Genomic DNA, 19,335 nt, shown 5'->3' on the forward strand with positions numbered 1-19,335 from the left:
CTTACAGGCTCACATAACTTAAATGGTCTAAAAAGTTTGGATAGCTTACTGAGATAGATTTTGTCTCTGAGATATTTATATCGACGCCGCTCACAGCTTTCAAGATTGAAAAGCTCATTGCTATTCTATGGTCAAACTGCGTATCGATGACGGCAGGTCTTAGTTTTATGTTTCTGTCGCCTTTTATTGCAAAACCATCTTCAAACTCTTCAACTTCAACACCCACCCTTCTTAGATTTGTGCAGATGGCGGCAATCCTATCACTCTCTTTTTTTCTTAACTCTGATGCATTCCTTATATAACTCGCACCGTCGCAGAACACGGCAAGGATTGAAAGTATAGGTATCTCATCAATCAGCGTTGGTATAAGCTCACCTTCAATCGTAAATGGAGACAGTTCCTTTGTGTGTCTAACGAGAATATCACCAACCTTTTCAAAGTTTTCAACTCTTTCGTTTATAATTTCATAATCAACCGAAGCCATGTCAAATACACGCAGTATGCCGCTTCTTGTCGGGTTTAGGACGACATCGCTTAAGATTATCTCTGAATTCTCCTTAAGTGCCGCATAAACCATAAAGAAAGCGGCAGATGAGATATCAGCTGGAACATTTATGCTAAAATCACCAGTAAGTTCCCTATTTCTCCCAAGCTCTATGCTGTTTTTGTCAACGATAACATCAACGCCGAATGCTTTAAGCATGTTTTCTGAATGGTCTCGTGATTTATACGGCTCTTCGATTCTAACTGTATCATGAGAGTATAACCCTGCAAGCAGAATAGCTGATTTAACCTGAGCAGATGCAACAGGGCTTTTATAGATGATTCCAGTTGTTGGGTTTGTGCCCTTTATAGCCATAGGCAGAAGGTTGTTGTTTCGTGCGAGTATTGTTGCACCCATCTGAGAGAGTGGTTTTACCACCCTTCCCATAGGCCTTTTTCTTAACGATTCATCACCCGTTATTACGCTAAAGAAGTTTTGAGCTGATAAAAGTCCACTGATGAGTCTTGCAGAAGTGCCAGAATTTCCCATGTCTATAACATTGTTTGGCTCTTTCAGGGAGTATTTACCTGCTCCATTTACGATTACATGCTTTGATGATATCTCTATCTCGACGCCAATAGACTGCATGGCTTTTATTGTCCTTAGCGTATCGTCAGAAAAGAGCATGTTGCTTATCTTGACCCTTCCTTTTGAGATTGACGAGAATATTACAGCCCTGTGTGATATGGATTTATCCGAAGCAGGCCTTATTCGTTTTACTTTAGCCATATATCCACCCTTTTTGCCTTTAGAATGTCGCTGTTAATCAGGTAAACAAACGATTCTCCCTTGAATTTTGACTTTTTGTTGAACCCATTGAAGGCATTTTTGCTTGATAAGGTTGAATCTTTGCTGTTGTAAAATACATCAGAGCCTTTTATGTTTAAATCTTCCCTTTTTAAATAAACATTGCCTTTTGCCAGAACACTGTTGTTGGGATAGACATAAGCCTTGTCAGACTTTATGTAAACATCGGGTTTGTTCTTCTCTATTATCCACAGGTTTGGTTTAAACAGCTCTATAACGCCATCTTTTCTTTTAATCATATCAGCTGCGATGAGATGATATCGCTTGTTATTTGCAACTCTCCATAAATCAACGCCCTTTGCCTTCTCTTTGACTTCAAACCTTACCTTCTGCTGTGGTGCAACTTCACGCTGAACAAAGCCCAAAAACAGAAACGCCAAGACTCCAAAAAATAGAAAAAAAGCAAGATAGCCAACAAGAAGTGTAAGTTTCTTAAACGATATCATATCTGTCTAAGAGCAGGTATTTCTCCATCATCTTATCCCACAATCCCTGCTGTTTCATTATGTATTCGATGATGTCTCTTACTGCTCCCCTGCCGCCTTCGTATTTTGATATGTAATCGCTGACCTTTTTCACTTCTTCGTGTGCGTCTGATGGACAGGCAGAAAAACCTGCTAATATCATAGGTGGTATGTCGATGACATCATCGCCTATGTATGCTATCTCATCGTTTGATAGTTTATATTTGTTTTTAAGCTCTTTAAATGCATCTAATTTGTTGTGCTGATTTTGGAAACAGTCGTCAACTTCTAACTGTTCTGCTCTTATTTGAGTTACTTTTGAGTATCTGCCGCTTAAAAAGGCAAGTTTTATACCAAAACCCTTTATGATATGAAAGATATGCCCATCTTTGACATCAAAGAACTTGTATTCTATTCCGTTGTCGTCTAATATAATTCTGCCATCTGTAAGAACACCGTCAACATCCATAATAATAAGCTTTATCTCCATTTATAAAACTCCTGCTTTGAGTATATCGTGCAGATGAATTACACCTTCAACACAATTGTTTGAATCTATAACGACAAGGCTTGTTATAGAGTGTTTCTCCATGATGTTTGCAGCCTTTGCGGCAAGTGAGTATCTATCTATAACCTTTGGGTTTCTTGTTGCTATATCTTTTGCCTTTATTTTGAAAAGCCTGTCGTTGTATTTCTCTATAGCCCTTCTTAGGTCTCCATCTGTTATAACGCCCGTCAGCTTGCCGCTTTTATTTAATACGACGGTCATGCCCAATCTTTTTGACGATATCTCATAGACAAGTGAGCTAAAATCACACTCTTCATTGACTGTTGGTATCTCATTACCTGTGTGCATTAAGTCTTCAACCCTGACAAGAAGTTTTTTGCCTATGGAACCGCCCGGATGAAAGAAGGCAAAGTCTTCTTCCTTAAAATCCCTTTTTACTATGAGACCTGCAGCCAATGCATCGCCTATGACGAGCGCAACAGTTGTCGATGATGTGGGAACAAGGCTGACTGGCGTTGCTTCTTTTTCTACCGACGCGTCAAGCACAACATCGCTTCTTTTTGCAAGCTCTGAATTTATGTTGCCCACTATTGAGATAATCGGTATTCCGAATCGTTTAAGCATAGGCAAAAGAAAAAGTATCTCTGGAGTTGTCCCTGAGTTTGAAAGGAGAATGGCGACATCTTCCCTTCTTATTGCTCCCAAATCGCCGTGTGCTGCTTCTGATGGATGAACGAATATAGAAGCTATACCTATACTTGAGAATGTTGACGATATCTTCTTTGCAACAAGACCAGATTTACCCATCCCGCTGAAAATTACCCTGCCCTTGCAGTTGTCTATTATCTCAACTGCCTTAAAAAAAGACTCATCTATCCTTTTGCTTAACCTATCAATACTATCTTTTTCTATCCTTACAGCTTCTTCTATGGCGTTAAGAACATTACTTCTCATCGCTGTTTTTCTTCTTGTTGACTATGTTAAACAACTCTTTTCTTAAATTCTCATCAAACGGCTTCATTCTTACGGCTTTTGCTAAATAATCAATCGCCTTTGAATAGTCGCCCATCTTCTCATACACCCTGCCAAGCAGCATGTTTGTGTTGACGCCTCTGTTTCTGTCTGGTTCGACTTTTGAAAGGTAAAGGTCTTCGCCTACGCTTGTTGCTTTAACATTGTAAAGTGATAGCAAGTCGTAAAGATAATCCACATCTCCATCAACATAAGATGAGCCGTCTTGATACTTCTCAAACAGCTCTTCTATTGCTTTCTGTTGCTCTTCTGACGAAAATACAAATACGCTAAACATATCCTTTGCTTCAATCATGCCATCTTCTATTGCATCTATACAGACAACGCCAAATCTTGCTATCCTGTTTGTTGGCTCTTTTGACAAAACCAAAGAGAAAAACATCTCTGCCTTATCAAATCTGTTTTTTAGAAAACTCTCTATGCCGTATTGCAATAACTCTTCTGTTTTCTTTTTGCTTACATCCATATTTCAAACCCCTCTTTAGGTTGAAAATCTATATCAAACGCTTCAACATTCTTCACCACGCTTGCGGCAGGGCCTTTCTTTGCTGCATTTATCATAACATTCACTATCTTCTCATCAGCACAAACAACCATCTCAACACTGCCATCGGGCATATTTCTAACATATCCTTTAACATTAAGCATATCGGCAAGCCTTTTTGCCCATGCTCTATATCCAACACCTTGCACGACGCCGGTTATTTTCAATCTTTTGCATTGCATAGCTGACCTCCGTTAACTGCAAAATCAGGACACTCACCTTCATACACTTTGACTATATTTTCTGCAACTATTTCTGCCATTTTCTCTCGTGCTTTAAAAGTGGCAGAGCCTATATGTGGAAGCAGGATGCAGTTTTTAAGATTTAAAAGTCTTTTGTCGAAGTTTGGCTCATTTTCATATACATCAAGGCCGACTTTAAAGTCTGGATTCTTTTGGGCTTTATCTATTAAAGCGTCTGTGTTTACTATCTCTCCTCTGCCTATGTTTACGAAGATTGCATCGTTTTTCATTAGTTTAAACTCATCGTAAGACAACATGTGTTTGCTTTTCTCGTTTAACGGAGCAGATACAACAATTACATCGCTTCTTTTTAATAGCTCTTTGAGTTCAACCCTTTCTGCGTCAACGAGATTGTCGTAAGGGTTCCTGTTTCTATTGTAATAGATGACTCTCATGTTAAACCCAAAACGAGACATTCTTGCTATTTGAGAGCCAATCCTTCCCATTCCTATAATTCCAATTGTTTTTTCATATAGCTCTTTACCCAAAAACAACACAGGGTCAAAGCCGACAAATTTTCCTTCTCTGACGAATCTATCGGCAGCTGTTATATTCCTTGCTAATGAGATAATAAGGGCAAAACCAAGCTCAGCCGTTGCTTGAGTTAGAACATCAGGCGTGTTTGTAAACAGAATACCTTTTTTAGTTGCAGCTTCTATATCGACATTGTTTATTCCAACACCGTAATTGGCTATGATTTTTAGATTTTTTGCATTTTCTATAATCTCTTGATCTATTCTATCTGAAACCATACTTACTATGCCAAATACATCTCTGCTTAGCGCTTTTATCTCTTTATGTGTTAGGTTTCTGTTTTCTTTATTCAGTATAACTTCAAATTTTGACTTTAATATGTTTATGCCGTTTTCTGGTATCCTTCGTGTTATTAAAACCTTCATCTTTAAGCCTTTAGGTTAACATTATATCCTACAAGATTATCAGGCAGCCTGCAGGCTCTGTTGAGTATGCTGCAGACCGTCTCATAATCCTGATAAACGCATCTGCCACTTCCTTTGTGGCATATCTCAATCATCCACCTGCCTTCCCGTTTTATCAAATTAATCGAGAACTTCTCTTCATCAAGTCCAAACCGCTTTAAGAACTCTTCCTTGAAGTTGTCTTTTTTCTTCTCTTTCTTCTGCTTCTCTTGGCCGCTGTTTTGTTTCTGTTGAAACTTTTTAAATACTTCTATCTCTTTTACTTCTGGCGTCTGTCTTACTTTGTAAATAGACAGCTCGTCATACTCGTCCATCTATCTCTTTTTCACATTGTTTGAAAAATACCTTAAAAACTTGCCTATGTATTTTGGAATCTCCTTTCGTTCAACAACTATATCCACAAATCCCTTTTCGAGCAAAAACTCAGACCTTTGGAATCCTTCTGGTAAGCCGTGTCCTATTGTCTGCTCGATAACTCGTGGCCCTGCAAAACCTATGAGTGCGTTTGGTTCTGCTATTATTACATCACCGAGCATAGAGAAGCTTGCAGCAACGCCGCCCGTTGTCGGGTCTGTTAGAACGGATATGTAAGGTAAGCCCTGTTTTCCTAAGAAACTCAAAGCTGCAGCTGTTCTTTCCATCTGCATCAGAGAGAGTATACCTTCCTGCATCCTTGCACCACCAGATGCACTGATGATAACAAGTCCTATCTTTAGCTTTATCGCCTTTTCTATCGCCCTTATGATTTTTTCACCCGTTGCATATCCCATTGAGCCGCCAAGAAACGAGAAGTCCATAACGCTTAAAACACACGGTTCACCATCAATTGTGCATACACCGTTTATAACGGCTTCCTTCTGGCCGCTTTTTTCTATGGCTTCTTTGAGTCTATCTTTGTAAGGTTTAAGGTCAACAAAGTTCAGCGGGTCTTTTGTTGTTATCTTTGAGTCAAACTCTTTAAATGTTCCTTCATCTGCTGTTATCTTTATTCTGTTTCTGGCAGAGATCCTAAAATAATTGCCGCAGTTTGGACAGACCCAGAAGTTCTTCTCAAGCTCTTCAACATAGAATGTCTCATTACACTTCTTGCATTGAATCCACTTCTTGTCTTCCTTTTTCTTTTTTCTTCTAAACAAACCCATTTTTAGTCTCCCTTATATACAACCCTTCCTTTGTAAAATGTCTTTACAACCTTCCCTTTTAGTTTTTTTCCGTGAAATGGCGTGTTTTTGCCTTTCGATATAAACTTAAATCTATCGACAACCCACTCTGTATTCTTATCAATCAGAACAATGTTGGCATTTTTGCCTTCGTCGAGTGTTCCAGCATCCAAATTAAACAATCTTGCTGGTTTTACAGTCATTAGTGTAATGGCATCAGCCAAAGATACAATACCCTTCTCAACAAGATAGGTATTCACAACAGCAAATGCCGTCTCAAACCCGCTTATTCCGAATGCTGCTTTCTGCATCGTGCAGCGTTTTGAATCTTCATCGTGCGGTGCATGGTCTGTTGCTATTGCATCAACAATGCCAGATGCAAATGCTGAGTGTATGGCTTCAACATCTTCAAAAGACCTTAATGGCGGATTGACTTTAGCAAATGTGTTGTAATCTTTTATCTCTTCATCTGTAAGGGATAGATGGTGTGGTGTAACTTCAAATGTAATATTTGATGAGTCGAGTTTTGCCCTTTTTAGAACTTCTACAGATTCCCTTGTGCTTACATGACATATATGCATTCGTGCATTTGTGCTTTTTGCTATCTCAACATCCCTTGCAATAATTGAAGACTCAGACACATTGGGTATGCCTTTCAAACCAAGCTCAAAAGCGATTTTGCCATCGTTTACAACACCATCGCCAGAGATGTTTAAATCTTCTTCGTGAAGCGTAAGCACAACACCCAAATCTTCAGCGTATATCAGAGCTTTTCTTAAGATTTCAGCATTCATCACAGGTCTGCCGTCGTCTGAAAACGCAACACAGCCTGCTTCTTTCAAACTTATCATGTCACTTAGCTCTTCGCCTAATTCAGACTTTGTGATTGTTCCTATCGGATACAAATCGCAAATATCTAATTTTTCTGCTTTTCTTTTTATATACTCAACTGTCTGGACATTGTCTATTGTTGGCGTTGTATTGGGCATGCAGCAGACCGTCGTAAATCCACCTTTATTGGCTGCTTTAAGGCCTGTCTCTATGGTCTCTTTGTGCGTTTGGCCTGGGTCTCTTAGGTGTGCGTGTATATCAACAAAACCCGGTGCAGCAATCAGGCCAGTTGCATCAATCTCTTCATCAATCGATACACCAACAACATCGCCAACAGACTCAATCTTGCCATCAACAATTGAGATGTCGGCAAAACCTTCAAAGTTATTTGCTGGTGCTATTACATAAGCATTTCTTATTACTGTTCTCATACTTCCCCCAGTTTTTCTATTAGTATCTCGTTTACTATTTTTGGATTGGCCTTACCCTTCGTTCTCTTCATAACCTGACCAACAAAGAATCCAATCGTGTTTTTCTTGCCGGACTTATACTGTTCAACTGCCTTTGGGTTGGCTGCTATTATCTCATCAACAATCTTTTTAAGTTCACCCTTGTCTGTTATCTGGATAAGTCCTTTCTCTTTTACTATCTCTTCTGGCTCTTTGCCTGTCTCATACATCTCTTTGAATACGCTTTTTGCTATCTTGCCACTGATTGTGCCTTTATCTATGAGTTCAACAAGTTTTTTTATCTGTTCTGGTTTGATTAGTGTCTGTTTTATCTCTTTGTTGTCCCTGTTTAGATAGCCTAAAAGCTCGCTCAATATCCAGTTTGCTATAGTTTGAGGGTTATTATATCCTTCTGTTGCCTTTTCAAAATAGTCTGCAAGCTCCTTCTCTTCAACTAAAACCCTCGCGTCTTCTTCTTTTATACCATAATCTTTTATAAATCTGTTAAGCTTATCCTTTGGGAGCTCTGGTAAGTCCTTTTTAACCTTCTCTATCCAGTTGTCGTCTATCAAAATCGGCACAAGGTCTGGGTCTGGGAAGTATCTATATTCAAAAGCTTCTTCTTTGCTTCTCATTGGTTTTGTTATACCCTTGTTTTCGTCCCACAGTCGTGTTTCCTGAATAATCTTGCCACCATCTTCAAGTACTTCTATCTGTCGTTCTATCTCATATTCGAGCGCCTTTTCGACATGTTTAAATGAGTTCATATTTTTAAGCTCTGTCTTTGTGCCGAGTTTTGTTTCACCTTTAGGTCTTACAGAGACATTGGCATCGCACCTTAGTGAGCCTTCTTCCATGTTGCCATCACAGATGCCTAAGTATCTGACAATTCTCCTTAGTGAGCGTAAGTATTCACCAGCTTCTTTTGGTGAGTGCATCACTGGTAAAGATACTATTTCAAGCAGCGGAACACCTGCCCTGTTTAAATCGACATAACTGCCATCTGGCTTGTGTATTGTTTTTCCTGCATCTTCTTCCATGTGTATTCTTTCAAGACCAATCTGCTTATATTCACCATCAACGAATATCTCAACATACCCGCCTTCGAGAATGGGCAGCTCGTATTGTGATATCTGGTATCCTTTTGGTAAGTCTGGATAGAAGTAATTTTTCCTTGCAAATCTTGAGAATCTGTTTATCTTGCAGTTTAGAGCAAGACCAAGCTTTATAGCGAACTCAACAACCTGCTTGTTTAAAACAGGTAAAACACCCGGCATACCCAAACAGACAGGACAGACATGGGTGTTTGGTGGTGCTCCAAAGTCCGTTGAGCATGAACAGAAAATCTTTGTTTTTGTTAGAAGTTGTATGTGAACTTCTAAACCTATGACAGCTTCATATTCCATCTTCGCCCCCAATTAACGGATTGGTTATAAAAAAGTTCTCATCAGGCACTTCTGCATTCTTTATTTTAACCCTGCCATTTTCGACTAAAAGTTTATCTTCGCATAATAGCTTTACAGCTAAAGGGTATATTTTATGCTCTGTTTTTAGGATTCTTGCACTTAGAGACTCTTCATCATCGTTGTCAAATACGGGAACAATAGATTGAACAATGATGGGTCCATCGTCTAACTCTTCTGTAACAAAGTGCACCGTTGCACCTGCAAATTTAACACCCTTCTTTAAAGCCTGCATTTGGGCGTGAAGTCCTTTAAACGAAGGTAGAAGAGCAGGATGTATGTTTAGTATCCTATTTTCAAAGCTTCTAATGAAATAGCTTGAAAGAATTCTCATATAGCCTGCGAGTATAACAAAATCAACTCTGTAATCTTTTAGTTTTGCAACGACTTCTTTATCGTAATCTTCCCTGTTTTTGCCGTTTGGGTCGATGAAGTATGCGTCGATCTTGTTCTCTTTTGCTATGTTGAGTCCATTTGCATCTGCTTTGTTGCTTATTACAACAACGATTTCAGCATTCTTGATAAATCCAGATTTTATTGAGTTGAGAATGTTTTTGAAGTTTGAGCCCCTGCCTGAGAGAAGAACGCCTAACCTATACAATTTTTACTTCTCCTTTACCCTTTGTGATATAACCTATTTTGTAAAATTTCTCACCTGCAACATTTTCTATATTTGCAATATCTTTTTCGTCAACTATTACGACAAAACCTATGCCCATGTTGAATGTTCTATACATCTCATGTTCGTCTATCTTTCCAAGTTCCTTTACAAACTCAAAAATATCAACCTTTGGCAAGCTATTCTTTTCTATTACTGCATCGAACTTATTATTCAAAACACGCGGTATATTGTCATAAAAACCGCCACCTGTTATGTGGATGCAAGCCTTGACGAATGGTTTTATCTTTTCAAAGAGTTTTACATAAATACGCGTGGGTTTAAGCAGAATCTCAGCAACGCTTTTGCCCAAAACGAGACTGTCAATCTTGTATCCACCAATCTCAAAAAAGAGTTTTCTCAAAAGTGAGTATCCGTTTGAGTGAAAACCGCTCGATTCAAAACCTAAAATTGCCATTCCATCTTCCAATTTTTTGGGCAAAAGCTCTTCTTTTTTGCCAATTCCGACACAAAAACCGGCAAGGTCGTATTCACACTTCTCATACATCGAAGGCATCTGAGCTGTTTCACCACCAACCAGTGCGCAGTTTGACTCTTTTAAACCATCAACAATGCCTTTTACTATATCAACAAGCACATTATCTTCTAATTCAGAGTAGGCTATATAATCCAAAAAGAACAAGGGCATTGTGCCGCTTGTGATTATATCGTTAACATTCATTGCAACAAGGTCTATGCCGACAGTATTGTGGATGCCAGCCATTTGGGCGACTTTTAGTTTTGTTCCAACGCCGTCTGTGGCAGACGAAAGCACAATATCACAGCCGAACTTGTTTAACTCAAACAGTGAAGAGAATCCGCCAATCGAAGAGATGATGCCATCTTTTGGCAAAACTTCAACCAGCTCTTTTATCTTTTTGGCAAACCTGTTGCCTTTGTCTATGTCAACGCCTGCAGACTTGTAATCTATCACATGCTTCTCCTTTTTATGAGAATTGGCACGAGTTTTTCATAGCTCACAACAATAATGCCCAACAACGGCACAGATAAAATCACACCCCACACGCCTAAGAGCTTACCAAAAAATAGGATTGCAAGCAATACAGCTAATGGGTCAAGTTCAAGCTGTTTTGAGTATATATACGGTGCTATGATGTTGCCAGAGATAAAGTGAATAAACAGAAGAACAACCAACACTTCAACGCTCATAAGAAAACTGTGATGAACAACGAGTGCGACTATTATTGGTGGGATAAAGCTTATTATCGCTCCAAGATACGGAATAATGTAAAGCACACCACCCAAGACGCCAAAAAGCAGAGCATAATCAACGCCAACAACATACAATCCCGCAACGCTTAGTGCGGATACGACTATCATTAGAATAAGCAACCCAACTATGTATCCGATTATCACATTGTGTATGTCCTGAAAGACGGAGAGATAATCTTCTCCAAGAACGGTTAGGATGATGCTTCTTACAATGGCTTTGTATTTATCCCTGTATATAATCATAAAAAACGAGATAATGGGCATAAGAAGGAATACAGCAAGCGCAGATACGCCCTTTAGGAGTCCTGTGACGGAGTTTACAGCAAACGAGACTAAATAACCTTTGACTGACTCAAGCGCACTGTTTGTTATCATGTAAATCTCTTTGTTGTGAGCCAGTTTTGAACCTAAATAGGCATAGAGTTTTCCTATCTCTCTGTTTATACCGTTTATTAGGTCTGGTATCTGTTTTTCTATGCCTGCTATCTGGTTGATAAGGGCTGGCACGGCTATGATGAAGATTAAAGCCATGCCGCCCATAATTATACTCAATACTAAAAGGCCTGTAATCCAGCGTGGAATCTTGAATTTTAAAAGCATATTTTCAAACGGATAAGATATCTGAGCTATAAGATAAGATAAAAAGACGATGATTGTGATAAATGTAAGCTTGAAAAATAAAAGATATACTCCGCCTATGAGAAACACTAAGAATATAAAATACTCAAACAGACCAGAGTGGCTTTTTGTCAAGGTTAAATGACCTCTTCATCTTCTGGGTTGTCGAGCCTTGCCCTAATCTCTTTTAATCTTTCTCTTTCTTCCTGTATGGCTTTTTTGGCATCTTCTATAAGTTCAACAAGAGCCTGCTTTTTGTCGTTTGCAAGCTCTGAGCCTTTTTCTATCAACTCTTTTGCTGTGTCTGCTATCTTTGTTGCAAGCTGAGTTATTCTCTCTTCAACTTCTTCTTTTTGCTTGAATATATTCTCTTTTACTTTTCCTGTTTCTATTTTTGGGAGTTTTTCCTTTAAGTCAGAAATCTTTTCAGAATCAACCTTCTTGCTTGCAAGGTAAGCTGCAACACCTACGGATGCTATCACTCCGACAGCTAAGATTTTTTTAAGCATAATTATGCCTCCTTTTTAAAGAATTTAGATGTGAATTTTGTAATTCCAACCAGAAATGCATAAACATCATCCAATTTCTCTTCAATCGATTTGATTCTGTCAAATACATAATTGGTATGATTTTCAACCCTTTTCTTTGTATCTACAACGAGAGAAGAGATTTCGTTAACAGACATCTTTGTCTTATCCATAACTTCGAAGGAAGTCTCTTTTGCCTTATCCATCACTTCAATACCCGTCTCTTTTGCTTTAGAAGAGAGCTCTTTCACATCGTTTGCAAGGCCTTCAGCTATGTCCACCATCTGTTGAACTTTATAGAGCATATCATCTACTTTTGACTGATACGGTTCGACCTGTTTTTTTAGCTCTTCGACCTTCTTTTTAAGGTCGCCGTAGAGTTTGATTAAAATTACAATGCCCACAAGACCACCTAAAGCCAATCCTGCATACACAAGTGCAATTACTACCAGAGAGATAGCAGCTAAATTCTCCATTTTTAAAAACCTCCTTAAACAGTTATAATTTTCTTCCAAACAGTTTTGATACTATTTCACTTGCCGACTCTTCAACAGACCTGTTTGTTACATCTATCACAAGCCACTTTGGATGTTGCCTAAACAACGAGTTTGCATACTCCACTTCTTCGTATATACGGCTCAAAGAAGCATACGATGAGTTTTCTATACCCAACTTCTTAGCTCTCTGCTTTCTTATCTCATACAGTCTCATCGGGTCTATAGTTAAACCAACAATCTTGTTCTGGTCAACCTTAAAAAGAGCATCAGGCAACTTCTCGCCCTTAACTATAGCAAAATTTGCAACCTTATATCCACCTTCTTGTGCAAGGTATATGCTTAAAGGTGTTTTGCTTGTTCTTGAAAGTCCGACAAGTATGATGTCTGCTTCATCTAAGTTTCTTACGCTTCTGTTGTCATCATGTTCAACTGTGTATTCTATTGCTTTAACCTTCTCAAAATACTGGTCGCTTATCTTATGTAAAAGTCCTGAGACATTCCTTGCCTTCTGGCCAAAGAACTGCTCAAACTGTCCAATAAAGTATCCGAATATATCAATTACCATTAAGCCATTTTTTGAGAAGACTTCGTTTGCATAGTCTCTCAAGTTTTTATCTGCTATTGTGCTTACAATGAGCGGTTTTTCATAAAGTGCCTTTTGCAGTATCTCATCTATCTGCTCTTTTTCTCTTATCTCTATGAATTTTCTCTGCCTTACATTTACATTTCTAAATTGAACTAAAAAGGCTCTAACTATTTTTGACGCTGTCTCACCCGTTCCATCCGATATTATGTAAATAAATTTCTCTTCCATAGACACCTCAAATACCCAATTTTAAAAGATTATACAATGAAAAAGCCACCCAGAAAAGCACAAAAACAACAATAGAGATTATTGGATTGACCATTGAGTATTTTCCCATCGAGCTAATCATCTCAAATCCGCCAATATACACAAGAAAGACTATGCCACCAACAAACACATTCCTTATAAAGCCGCTCTTTCTTGGAGTTATTCTTAGAACAAACACAAAAGACAGAAGCGTTAAGATAAAACAAGACAATGGATAGACAACCCTAAAAGTAACCATCGAAAGGTAATAATCCATATCCTTTTTCTGTTTGAGTTTTTTTATAAGATATGAGAAAGAAGGCTCTTTGAACTTTGATAATGAGAGCAGAGAATAAAAGTCGCCTTTAAAGTCTATCTTTTTGCTTTTTATGCTATTTTCTGTCATCGAAGGAAGCTCAATCCTTAAGCACTCATGCAACTTAATGCTTTTTCTTTTTATTGTTAACTTGCTGCACTTGAGTATCTCTGAAACGCCGCTAAAATCCTTTTTCACCTTGTATGCCGTGATGTCAAAAGCAGACCTGTTTTGAATGTTTATATCTCCAACCTTTATAAAATAATCTGAAACCTTTATCCACTCGATACTCTTTTTGTTTTTGAAGTAATAGTGTCTTATAAAGGAAGAGCGTTGAAGCCCGTAATTAACCAGTTTCTCTTTGCCAACGAACATAATTAATCCGACGAGAAATGAGAGCAACAGGATTGGCATAGCAATTTTGAATATACTTAAACCGCTTGAACGCATGACGATTATCTCGTTTCTCATTGATAAATAGCCTAAGCTTATTAAGGCTGAAAGTCCGAATATTAACGGCATACTGAGATAAACAACATAAGGCAAGAAAAATATATAATACTCTGCAATGTATTTAAGCGACACATCGTTTTTTAAGATAAGCGACAAGGAGCCAAAAAAATCAGAAAGGATAAACAGAAGAGAGCTGAATAACAAGGATATTAAAAAAACCAGCAGGAAGTTTTTTGTTATGTATTTATGAATTTTTTTCATAGGAATCTGTTATTTCCCAGTGATTCAGAATCACAGGTATGATTTCTTCAAACTCTTCAAGCGAGAGCATCACAGAAGCATCAGATAGAGCATCTTCGGGTTTTGGATGGACTTCAAGAAACAGGCCATCAACACCGACGCTTGCTGCAGCAAAGGCAAGCCATTTAGCATACTGCTTTGTTCCGCCGCTGACATTTGAAGCAGAAGGCATCTGCATTGAGTGTGTAACATCGTATATCACTCTATCTGCAAATTCTCTCATTATCCTTAAAGACCTGAAATCCACAACTAAGTTATTATATCCGAAGCTAACGCCTCTTTCTGTTAGCCAAACTTCACATTGTTTGGTTTTTTTGGCTTTTTGAACAGCATGTTTCATATCCCACGGTGCCATAAATTGACCCTTTTTTATATTTACAATTTTGCTGTTTTTTGCTGCTTCAACAATCATATCTGTCTGTCTGCATAAGAAGGCTGGAATCTGAATAACATCGACTATCTCTGCAACTGTTTTAGCCTGAGCAGGTATGTGTATATCCGTTATTATTTGAAAACCAAAGCTTTCTTTTACCTTTTTTAGAATATTTAGACCTTTCTCTATGCCGGGACCTCTGAATGAGTCGATAGAAGTTCTATTGGCTTTATCAAAGGAAGATTTGAATATAATCTTTATTTTAAATCTCTCTGATATTTCCTTTAGCTTTTCAGCGGTATATAGCGTTATTTTTTCGTTTTCTATAACGCAAGGACCTGCAATAAAGAAATGCTTATTCATACCTTTGATAATACCACAAGCTATATCATCTCGTAAAGACCCTTGATATTTTTAACATTTAAGGCACTAAAAACATTAAAGCCCAACTCTTCAAGTTTTTGTATGACACTTATGTCTTTTTCAAAGAGTCTGAGATTGCCTGATAAGTCGACTTCTGAGAGAACAACGGTTTTCTCTTTTAAAGCCCTTCTTTTAAACGAAGAGATAACTGCACAGCAGACAGCAGCATCAAACAGCGTTGAAGATGCCTTTATGCCGCCAGCCACATTTACATATACATCGTATTTAAAAAGCGGCATGTTCAATCTCTTCTCTAAAACGGCAAGCAGCATGTGGAGTCTATTTAAGTCAAACCCGACAGAGACCCTGCGTGGAATACCCAAAGGCGTTTCAACACATAAAGCTTCAACTTCAAGCACTATAGGGATTCTGCCTTCCAAAACGGCACCGTATGCAACACCATCAACAGGCTTTTCTATCTTGACAAATTTAAGTGTCGGGTCTTTAACTTCTTTTAAGCCATCTTCTCTCATCTCAAGAATCAAGGCTTCATCTGTAGGCCCAAACCTGTTTTTTGTAAACTTCAACACCCTTAAATTGGTGTTTTTATCACCTTCCATCATTAAAACGACATCAACCATATGCTCAAGTGTTTTTGGCCCTGCAATAACGCCACCCTTTGTTATATGAGCAACAACAAATATTGCAACGGATAGTCTTTTTGCTGCATCTATTAGCTTTTCTGAGCAGTGTTTGACCTGCTGTATTCCACCAATTACATAGTCTAAGCTGTCGTCAAAAACCGTATGTATGGAGTCGATAATTGCCACATCGGGCTTTTCGCTCTCGATCAGAGAGACTATCTCGTCAATTTTGTTTGTTGTTATAGCTTCTATATCTTCTGCTGATAATCTCTTTGCACGCTGAGCAATCTGGGATAGAGACTCTTCTGCGGATATATAGATAACCCTGTTTTTTGAGTTTGATATGTCTTTTGCAAGTTGAAGAAGGAATGTGGATTTTCCGACACCCGGCGTGCCCGAGATTAGATACACACCACCTTTTGTAAGTTTTCTTAGGAATATCTTTGAAAACTCACCGTTGAATTTCAACTCGCTTTGTAAAGATTCTACGGTTGCTAATTTAACAGGCTTTTTGTGAGAGATGCTTTTTGCAGTTGGCGTATTTGAGATTTCTTCAAATGTTCCCCACTCGCCACAGTTTGGACACCTGCCCATCCATTTAGCAGAAGTATATCCACAATTTTTACAAATATAAGAGACTTTGCTTTTTTTCATATTACAATTTTACAAAAATCAGAAAAAATTATAAACTATAAAATAAAAACACTAAAGGAGCAACCCATGAACACAAGAACCTTCAGAAACAAAAAACTCATAGATAGAGATAAAGAGATAAACTTCTTCCTTGACTGGTTCAATCAATTACCAGAGTTAATCCTTTGGGTTTATGGCCCAAAATCTTCAGGCAAAACAACACTCATTGAGTATGTCGTTGAAAAGGAGCTGTTTGAAGATTTTGAGAACTTAAAACCCAAAGGTAATTGGTGGGTGAAGTATATAAACCTAAGAGGATATTTGGTAAGCAATTACAACAGTTTCCTTGAAGCCATACTTACACCACAAAAGGAAGGCAAGAAAGAAGAGAAACTCTCAGCAAGCTTCAACATTGGAGTATTCAACATAAAAGCAGAACTGCTAAATGAAGTAAAAAACAAAGAGAAAGACTTATTCAAAGTTCTAATGGAAGAGATACAAAACAGAACAAAGAAAAACAGACAACCTATAATCATCATTGACGAAATTCAAACACTTGAAGATATATACATAAACGGAGATAGAGAACTGCTCAAAGAGTTTCTAAACTTCTGTGTGAGACTAACAAAAGAGACTCATCTGTCTCATGTTGTTATCCTAAGCTCAAACACTGTGTTTATAGATAGGATTTATAATGATGCAAAATTGAAGAAGACAAGTAAATTCTTCAAGGTTGACCATCTTGATAAGAGTATAGTTGTAGAGTGGTTAAGTTCTGAAGGATACACAGAAGAAGAGATAAATCTTATCTATGACTATCTTGGTGGTTGTATTCCAGATATACAAAGAATGATGTTTGAGAAGAAAGAGTTTAAGACATTGAAAGAGTATTTAGAGCATAGGGCGTTTTTGGCATATACTGAGATGGTTGACTTACTCACAAACGAAGAAGACTTCAACAAAAGAAAGATATTTAAAGAGATAGCAAAAGAGATAGTAAAAAACGGCAGATTTATAGCAAAAGAAGAATTACCAACGCAGGTGAAGAAGATTATAAATTTTTACGCTGAAAAAGAGATACTCTTTTATGACCCGCTTACATTGGAAGTTAAAGGAAATAGCAGGATTTATGAGAAAGGGATGGAGAAGCTAAAGCTTTAGGCGATAAAAAAGATATCTGTGAAGTTTTAAAGAGAAAGAGATAAAATTGGAGAAGACAAAAAAGAAGCCTTCAGGATAGGAAAGTTATTTGGTTTCAGATAGCTTCTCGGCTATCCACATCTTTATTAAAGACTGTCTTGTTACGCCTATTTTCTTTGCTTCTAAGTCTAATTTGTTGACGATATAAACGGGAAAGTCCACATTGACCCTTTTGGTTTTCAAACTCTCTTTTAGTTGTTTTGCGGGTATTGCATTGGAAATGTCTAAATAATCTGATATGTCTTCACCTTTATCAAACATCTCATCAAACTCTTTTGTTAATATTTTTTTCATAGATTGCTTCCCATTACAAGAGTATTATTTTCAGGTAATAAGAAAATAAGTGACCAAGAAGATAGGTTAAAAAAGCAGGAGTGGTGAGCTTGGATACTCACCTTCACACTCCCGCATTGGAAAGACGACATATTTTATAACTATTAAAAAGTAAATACATAATAAAAGTAAATACATAATATAAGAATAAAAATATATAAAATTTATTCATGACCACCAGATACTCCTCCACCAGAACTTCCGCCACTACTTCCGCCAGCAGAACCAGAGGAGGAACTTGCGGAAGAAGAGGAACTTATTAGTACCTACTCCTCCACCGCCGTATTGGTGGTTTTGAACAAATCTAAATAATACATCTGTTAATGGTTTTAAGTTCATGTCTTTATTACCATTGTCTATAATGTAACCTAAAACAGAATTCTCAAACATTCTTGGGTAATTTTTATTTATAACTTTTCCATCTTTTACAAAGTAACAATTTGCACCACCACAGAATACAATCTTATTAATTGCATTTTGGTTGTAAGTTACACCACCAAAGTATGAATCTATACCAAAAATAAATGGATTTCCTAAATCTCCAAATTTTTCATTAAACTCCCTAATATCTTTACCGTCATAATTTGACATGTAAACAAAAGTTGGCATATCTACTTCTGCTGTGTAATTTTTAACAATTTTAGAAACATCTACCTTTTTTCCATTAGGAAAAACTGCATAAATGTCTCCTGCATTAGCCTTTGATACACCAATTCCTAACACTGCAACAACAGAGACAGAAAACAACAACTTCTTCCCTGCAAATGAAAAAGAACTTCTCCTTTCCTTTTTCATCTTTCTCTCCTTCTCCCTTAATTATTTTTTGGCATTCTAACTCGGGGGGTGATGTCAAGGGAAAATTGACTAATTTCGCAGAACAAAAACTTGCTTTTTATCTGCTGTTGTGAGATAATTATTTAATTTAGTTTTTTGGAGGATTTTTGATGAAAGTCGAGAGTGGAAAGACCGTCCAGATGCATTATGTTGGAAGACTGGACGACGGGACAATCTTTGACTCAAGTGAAGGCAAAGAGCCGCTTGAGTTTGTTTTTGGAGAAGGAAGCATTATTCCTGCGCTTGAGAGAGAGCTCGAAGGAATGGAAGAAGGCGAGAAAAAACAGGTTGTTGTAAAGGCAGAAGATGCTTATGGGCAAAGAAACCCTGAAGCTGTCCAGAAGGTTTCTAAAGACCAGCTGCCACCAGAGATTGAGCCAAAAGTGGGCATGCAGCTTTTAGCTCAGACACAGACGGCAAATATTCCTGTTACGATTATTGAAGTTGAAGAAGATACGATAACGATAGATTTTAACCATCCATTGGCTGGTAAAGACCTTATCTTTGATGTTGAGATAGTAAAGGTTAGCTGATTTTAC

24 protein-coding genes are annotated in these 19,335 nt (G+C 37.8%); 2 read left to right on the plus strand and 22 right to left on the minus strand.

Annotated features, from left to right (window positions below; translation table 11 throughout):
• Position 1: 1 nt before the first annotated feature.
• The 20 genes from aroA to G415_RS10440 are packed head-to-tail and all read right to left on the minus strand — an operon-like array spanning position 2 to position 16,450.
• On the minus strand, positions 2–1,273 hold the full coding sequence (gene aroA, locus G415_RS0102765) for a 3-phosphoshikimate 1-carboxyvinyltransferase (RefSeq protein ID WP_022670063.1): 1,272 nt from the start codon (positions 1,271–1,273) through the stop codon (positions 2–4).
• The gene (gene lptC / locus G415_RS0102770; RefSeq protein WP_022670064.1) at positions 1,261–1,797 is read right to left on the minus strand and encodes an LPS export ABC transporter periplasmic protein LptC; all 537 of its coding nucleotides are present in this window, start codon (positions 1,795–1,797) and stop codon (positions 1,261–1,263) included. Before lptC ends, aroA begins: the two co-directional genes overlap by 13 nt.
• Positions 1,784–2,305: a KdsC family phosphatase gene (locus G415_RS0102775; protein ID WP_022670065.1), complete on the minus strand. Its 522-nt coding sequence runs from the start codon at positions 2,303–2,305 to the stop codon at positions 1,784–1,786. Before G415_RS0102775 ends, lptC begins: the two co-directional genes overlap by 14 nt.
• Positions 2,306–3,277, minus strand: coding sequence for a KpsF/GutQ family sugar-phosphate isomerase (locus G415_RS0102780; RefSeq protein ID WP_022670066.1), 972 nt, complete (start codon positions 3,275–3,277; stop codon positions 2,306–2,308).
• Positions 3,267–3,821 (minus strand): tetratricopeptide repeat protein, encoded by a 555-nt coding sequence (locus tag G415_RS0102785; RefSeq protein ID WP_022670067.1) that lies wholly within the window; start codon positions 3,819–3,821, stop codon positions 3,267–3,269. Before G415_RS0102785 ends, G415_RS0102780 begins: the two co-directional genes overlap by 11 nt.
• Entirely contained in the window at positions 3,812–4,081 is a 270-nt protein-coding gene (locus G415_RS0102790) for an acylphosphatase (RefSeq protein WP_022670068.1), read from the minus strand. The genes G415_RS0102785 and G415_RS0102790 overlap by 10 nt, the downstream gene beginning before the upstream one ends.
• The gene (locus G415_RS0102795) at positions 4,063–5,040 is read right to left on the minus strand and encodes a 2-hydroxyacid dehydrogenase (protein WP_022670069.1); all 978 of its coding nucleotides are present in this window, start codon (positions 5,038–5,040) and stop codon (positions 4,063–4,065) included. Before G415_RS0102795 ends, G415_RS0102790 begins: the two co-directional genes overlap by 19 nt.
• A 2-nt stretch (positions 5,041–5,042) precedes the next feature.
• Positions 5,043–5,393 carry a hypothetical protein gene (locus G415_RS0102800; RefSeq protein WP_022670070.1) on the minus strand — a complete coding sequence of 117 codons (351 nt, stop codon included), beginning with the start codon at positions 5,391–5,393 and terminating at the stop codon, positions 5,043–5,045.
• Positions 5,394–6,221 (minus strand): acetyl-CoA carboxylase, carboxyltransferase subunit beta, encoded by an 828-nt coding sequence (gene accD / locus G415_RS0102805; protein WP_022670071.1) that lies wholly within the window; start codon positions 6,219–6,221, stop codon positions 5,394–5,396.
• Positions 6,222–6,223: 2 nt separating this feature from the next.
• Entirely contained in the window at positions 6,224–7,501 is a 1,278-nt protein-coding gene (locus G415_RS0102810; RefSeq protein ID WP_022670072.1) for a dihydroorotase, read from the minus strand.
• The gene (gatB, locus tag G415_RS0102815) at positions 7,498–8,925 is read right to left on the minus strand and encodes an Asp-tRNA(Asn)/Glu-tRNA(Gln) amidotransferase subunit GatB (RefSeq protein ID WP_022670073.1); all 1,428 of its coding nucleotides are present in this window, start codon (positions 8,923–8,925) and stop codon (positions 7,498–7,500) included. The genes G415_RS0102810 and gatB overlap by 4 nt, the downstream gene beginning before the upstream one ends.
• Positions 8,915–9,583, minus strand: coding sequence for a phosphoribosylglycinamide formyltransferase (gene purN / locus G415_RS0102820; RefSeq protein ID WP_022670074.1), 669 nt, complete (start codon positions 9,581–9,583; stop codon positions 8,915–8,917). The genes gatB and purN overlap by 11 nt, the downstream gene beginning before the upstream one ends.
• Positions 9,576–10,571, minus strand: a complete 996-nt coding sequence (gene purM, locus G415_RS0102825; protein ID WP_026939538.1) for a phosphoribosylformylglycinamidine cyclo-ligase — start codon at positions 10,569–10,571, stop codon at positions 9,576–9,578. The genes purN and purM overlap by 8 nt, the downstream gene beginning before the upstream one ends.
• Positions 10,571–11,626 (minus strand): AI-2E family transporter, encoded by a 1,056-nt coding sequence (locus G415_RS0102830; RefSeq protein ID WP_022670076.1) that lies wholly within the window; start codon positions 11,624–11,626, stop codon positions 10,571–10,573. The genes purM and G415_RS0102830 overlap by 1 nt, the downstream gene beginning before the upstream one ends.
• Before the next feature lie 2 nt (positions 11,627–11,628).
• Complete coding sequence (locus tag G415_RS0102835; RefSeq protein ID WP_022670077.1) at positions 11,629–12,000, minus strand: hypothetical protein; 372 nt, start codon at positions 11,998–12,000, stop codon at positions 11,629–11,631.
• A 2-nt stretch (positions 12,001–12,002) separates the two neighbouring features.
• Positions 12,003–12,494, minus strand: coding sequence for a hypothetical protein (locus G415_RS0102840; RefSeq protein ID WP_026939539.1), 492 nt, complete (start codon positions 12,492–12,494; stop codon positions 12,003–12,005).
• A 22-nt stretch (positions 12,495–12,516) separates the two neighbouring features.
• Positions 12,517–13,329 carry a pyruvate, water dikinase regulatory protein gene (locus G415_RS0102845; protein WP_051129532.1) on the minus strand — a complete coding sequence of 271 codons (813 nt, stop codon included), beginning with the start codon at positions 13,327–13,329 and terminating at the stop codon, positions 12,517–12,519.
• Between the two features lie 7 nt (positions 13,330–13,336).
• A complete protein-coding gene (locus G415_RS0102850) occupies positions 13,337–14,377 on the minus strand; it encodes an LptF/LptG family permease (protein ID WP_022670079.1) in 1,041 nt (346 codons plus the stop codon).
• Entirely contained in the window at positions 14,361–15,176 is an 816-nt protein-coding gene (gene kdsA / locus G415_RS0102855) for a 3-deoxy-8-phosphooctulonate synthase (RefSeq protein ID WP_337587580.1), read from the minus strand. Before kdsA ends, G415_RS0102850 begins: the two co-directional genes overlap by 17 nt.
• On the minus strand, positions 15,173–16,450 hold the full coding sequence (locus G415_RS10440) for an ATPase domain-containing protein (RefSeq protein ID WP_026939541.1): 1,278 nt from the start codon (positions 16,448–16,450) through the stop codon (positions 15,173–15,175). Before G415_RS10440 ends, kdsA begins: the two co-directional genes overlap by 4 nt.
• A gap of 66 nt (positions 16,451–16,516) precedes the next feature.
• Between G415_RS10440 and G415_RS0102865 the strand changes: the two genes are divergently transcribed.
• Entirely contained in the window at positions 16,517–17,590 is a 1,074-nt protein-coding gene (locus G415_RS0102865) for an ATP-binding protein (protein WP_022670081.1), read from the plus strand.
• 84 nt (positions 17,591–17,674) lie between these two features.
• Here the strand turns inward: G415_RS0102865 and brnA are convergent, their stop codons facing one another.
• Both brnA and G415_RS0102875 read right to left on the minus strand, forming a co-directional pair.
• On the minus strand, positions 17,675–17,923 hold the full coding sequence (gene brnA, locus G415_RS0102870) for a type II toxin-antitoxin system BrnA family antitoxin (RefSeq protein ID WP_022670082.1): 249 nt from the start codon (positions 17,921–17,923) through the stop codon (positions 17,675–17,677).
• A 246-nt stretch (positions 17,924–18,169) separates the two neighbouring features.
• Positions 18,170–18,757: a hypothetical protein gene (locus G415_RS0102875; RefSeq protein WP_022669862.1), complete on the minus strand. Its 588-nt coding sequence runs from the start codon at positions 18,755–18,757 to the stop codon at positions 18,170–18,172.
• Between the two features lie 149 nt (positions 18,758–18,906).
• On the opposite strand from G415_RS0102875, the gene G415_RS0102880 reads away from it, so the two are divergent.
• Entirely contained in the window at positions 18,907–19,329 is a 423-nt protein-coding gene (locus tag G415_RS0102880; protein ID WP_022670083.1) for an FKBP-type peptidyl-prolyl cis-trans isomerase, read from the plus strand.
• The last annotated feature ends 6 nt before the right edge of the window (positions 19,330–19,335 follow it).

This window comes from Hippea alviniae EP5-r, from assembly GCF_000420385.1.
Classification (GTDB): domain Bacteria; phylum Campylobacterota_A; class Desulfurellia; order Desulfurellales; family Hippeaceae; genus Hippea; species Hippea alviniae.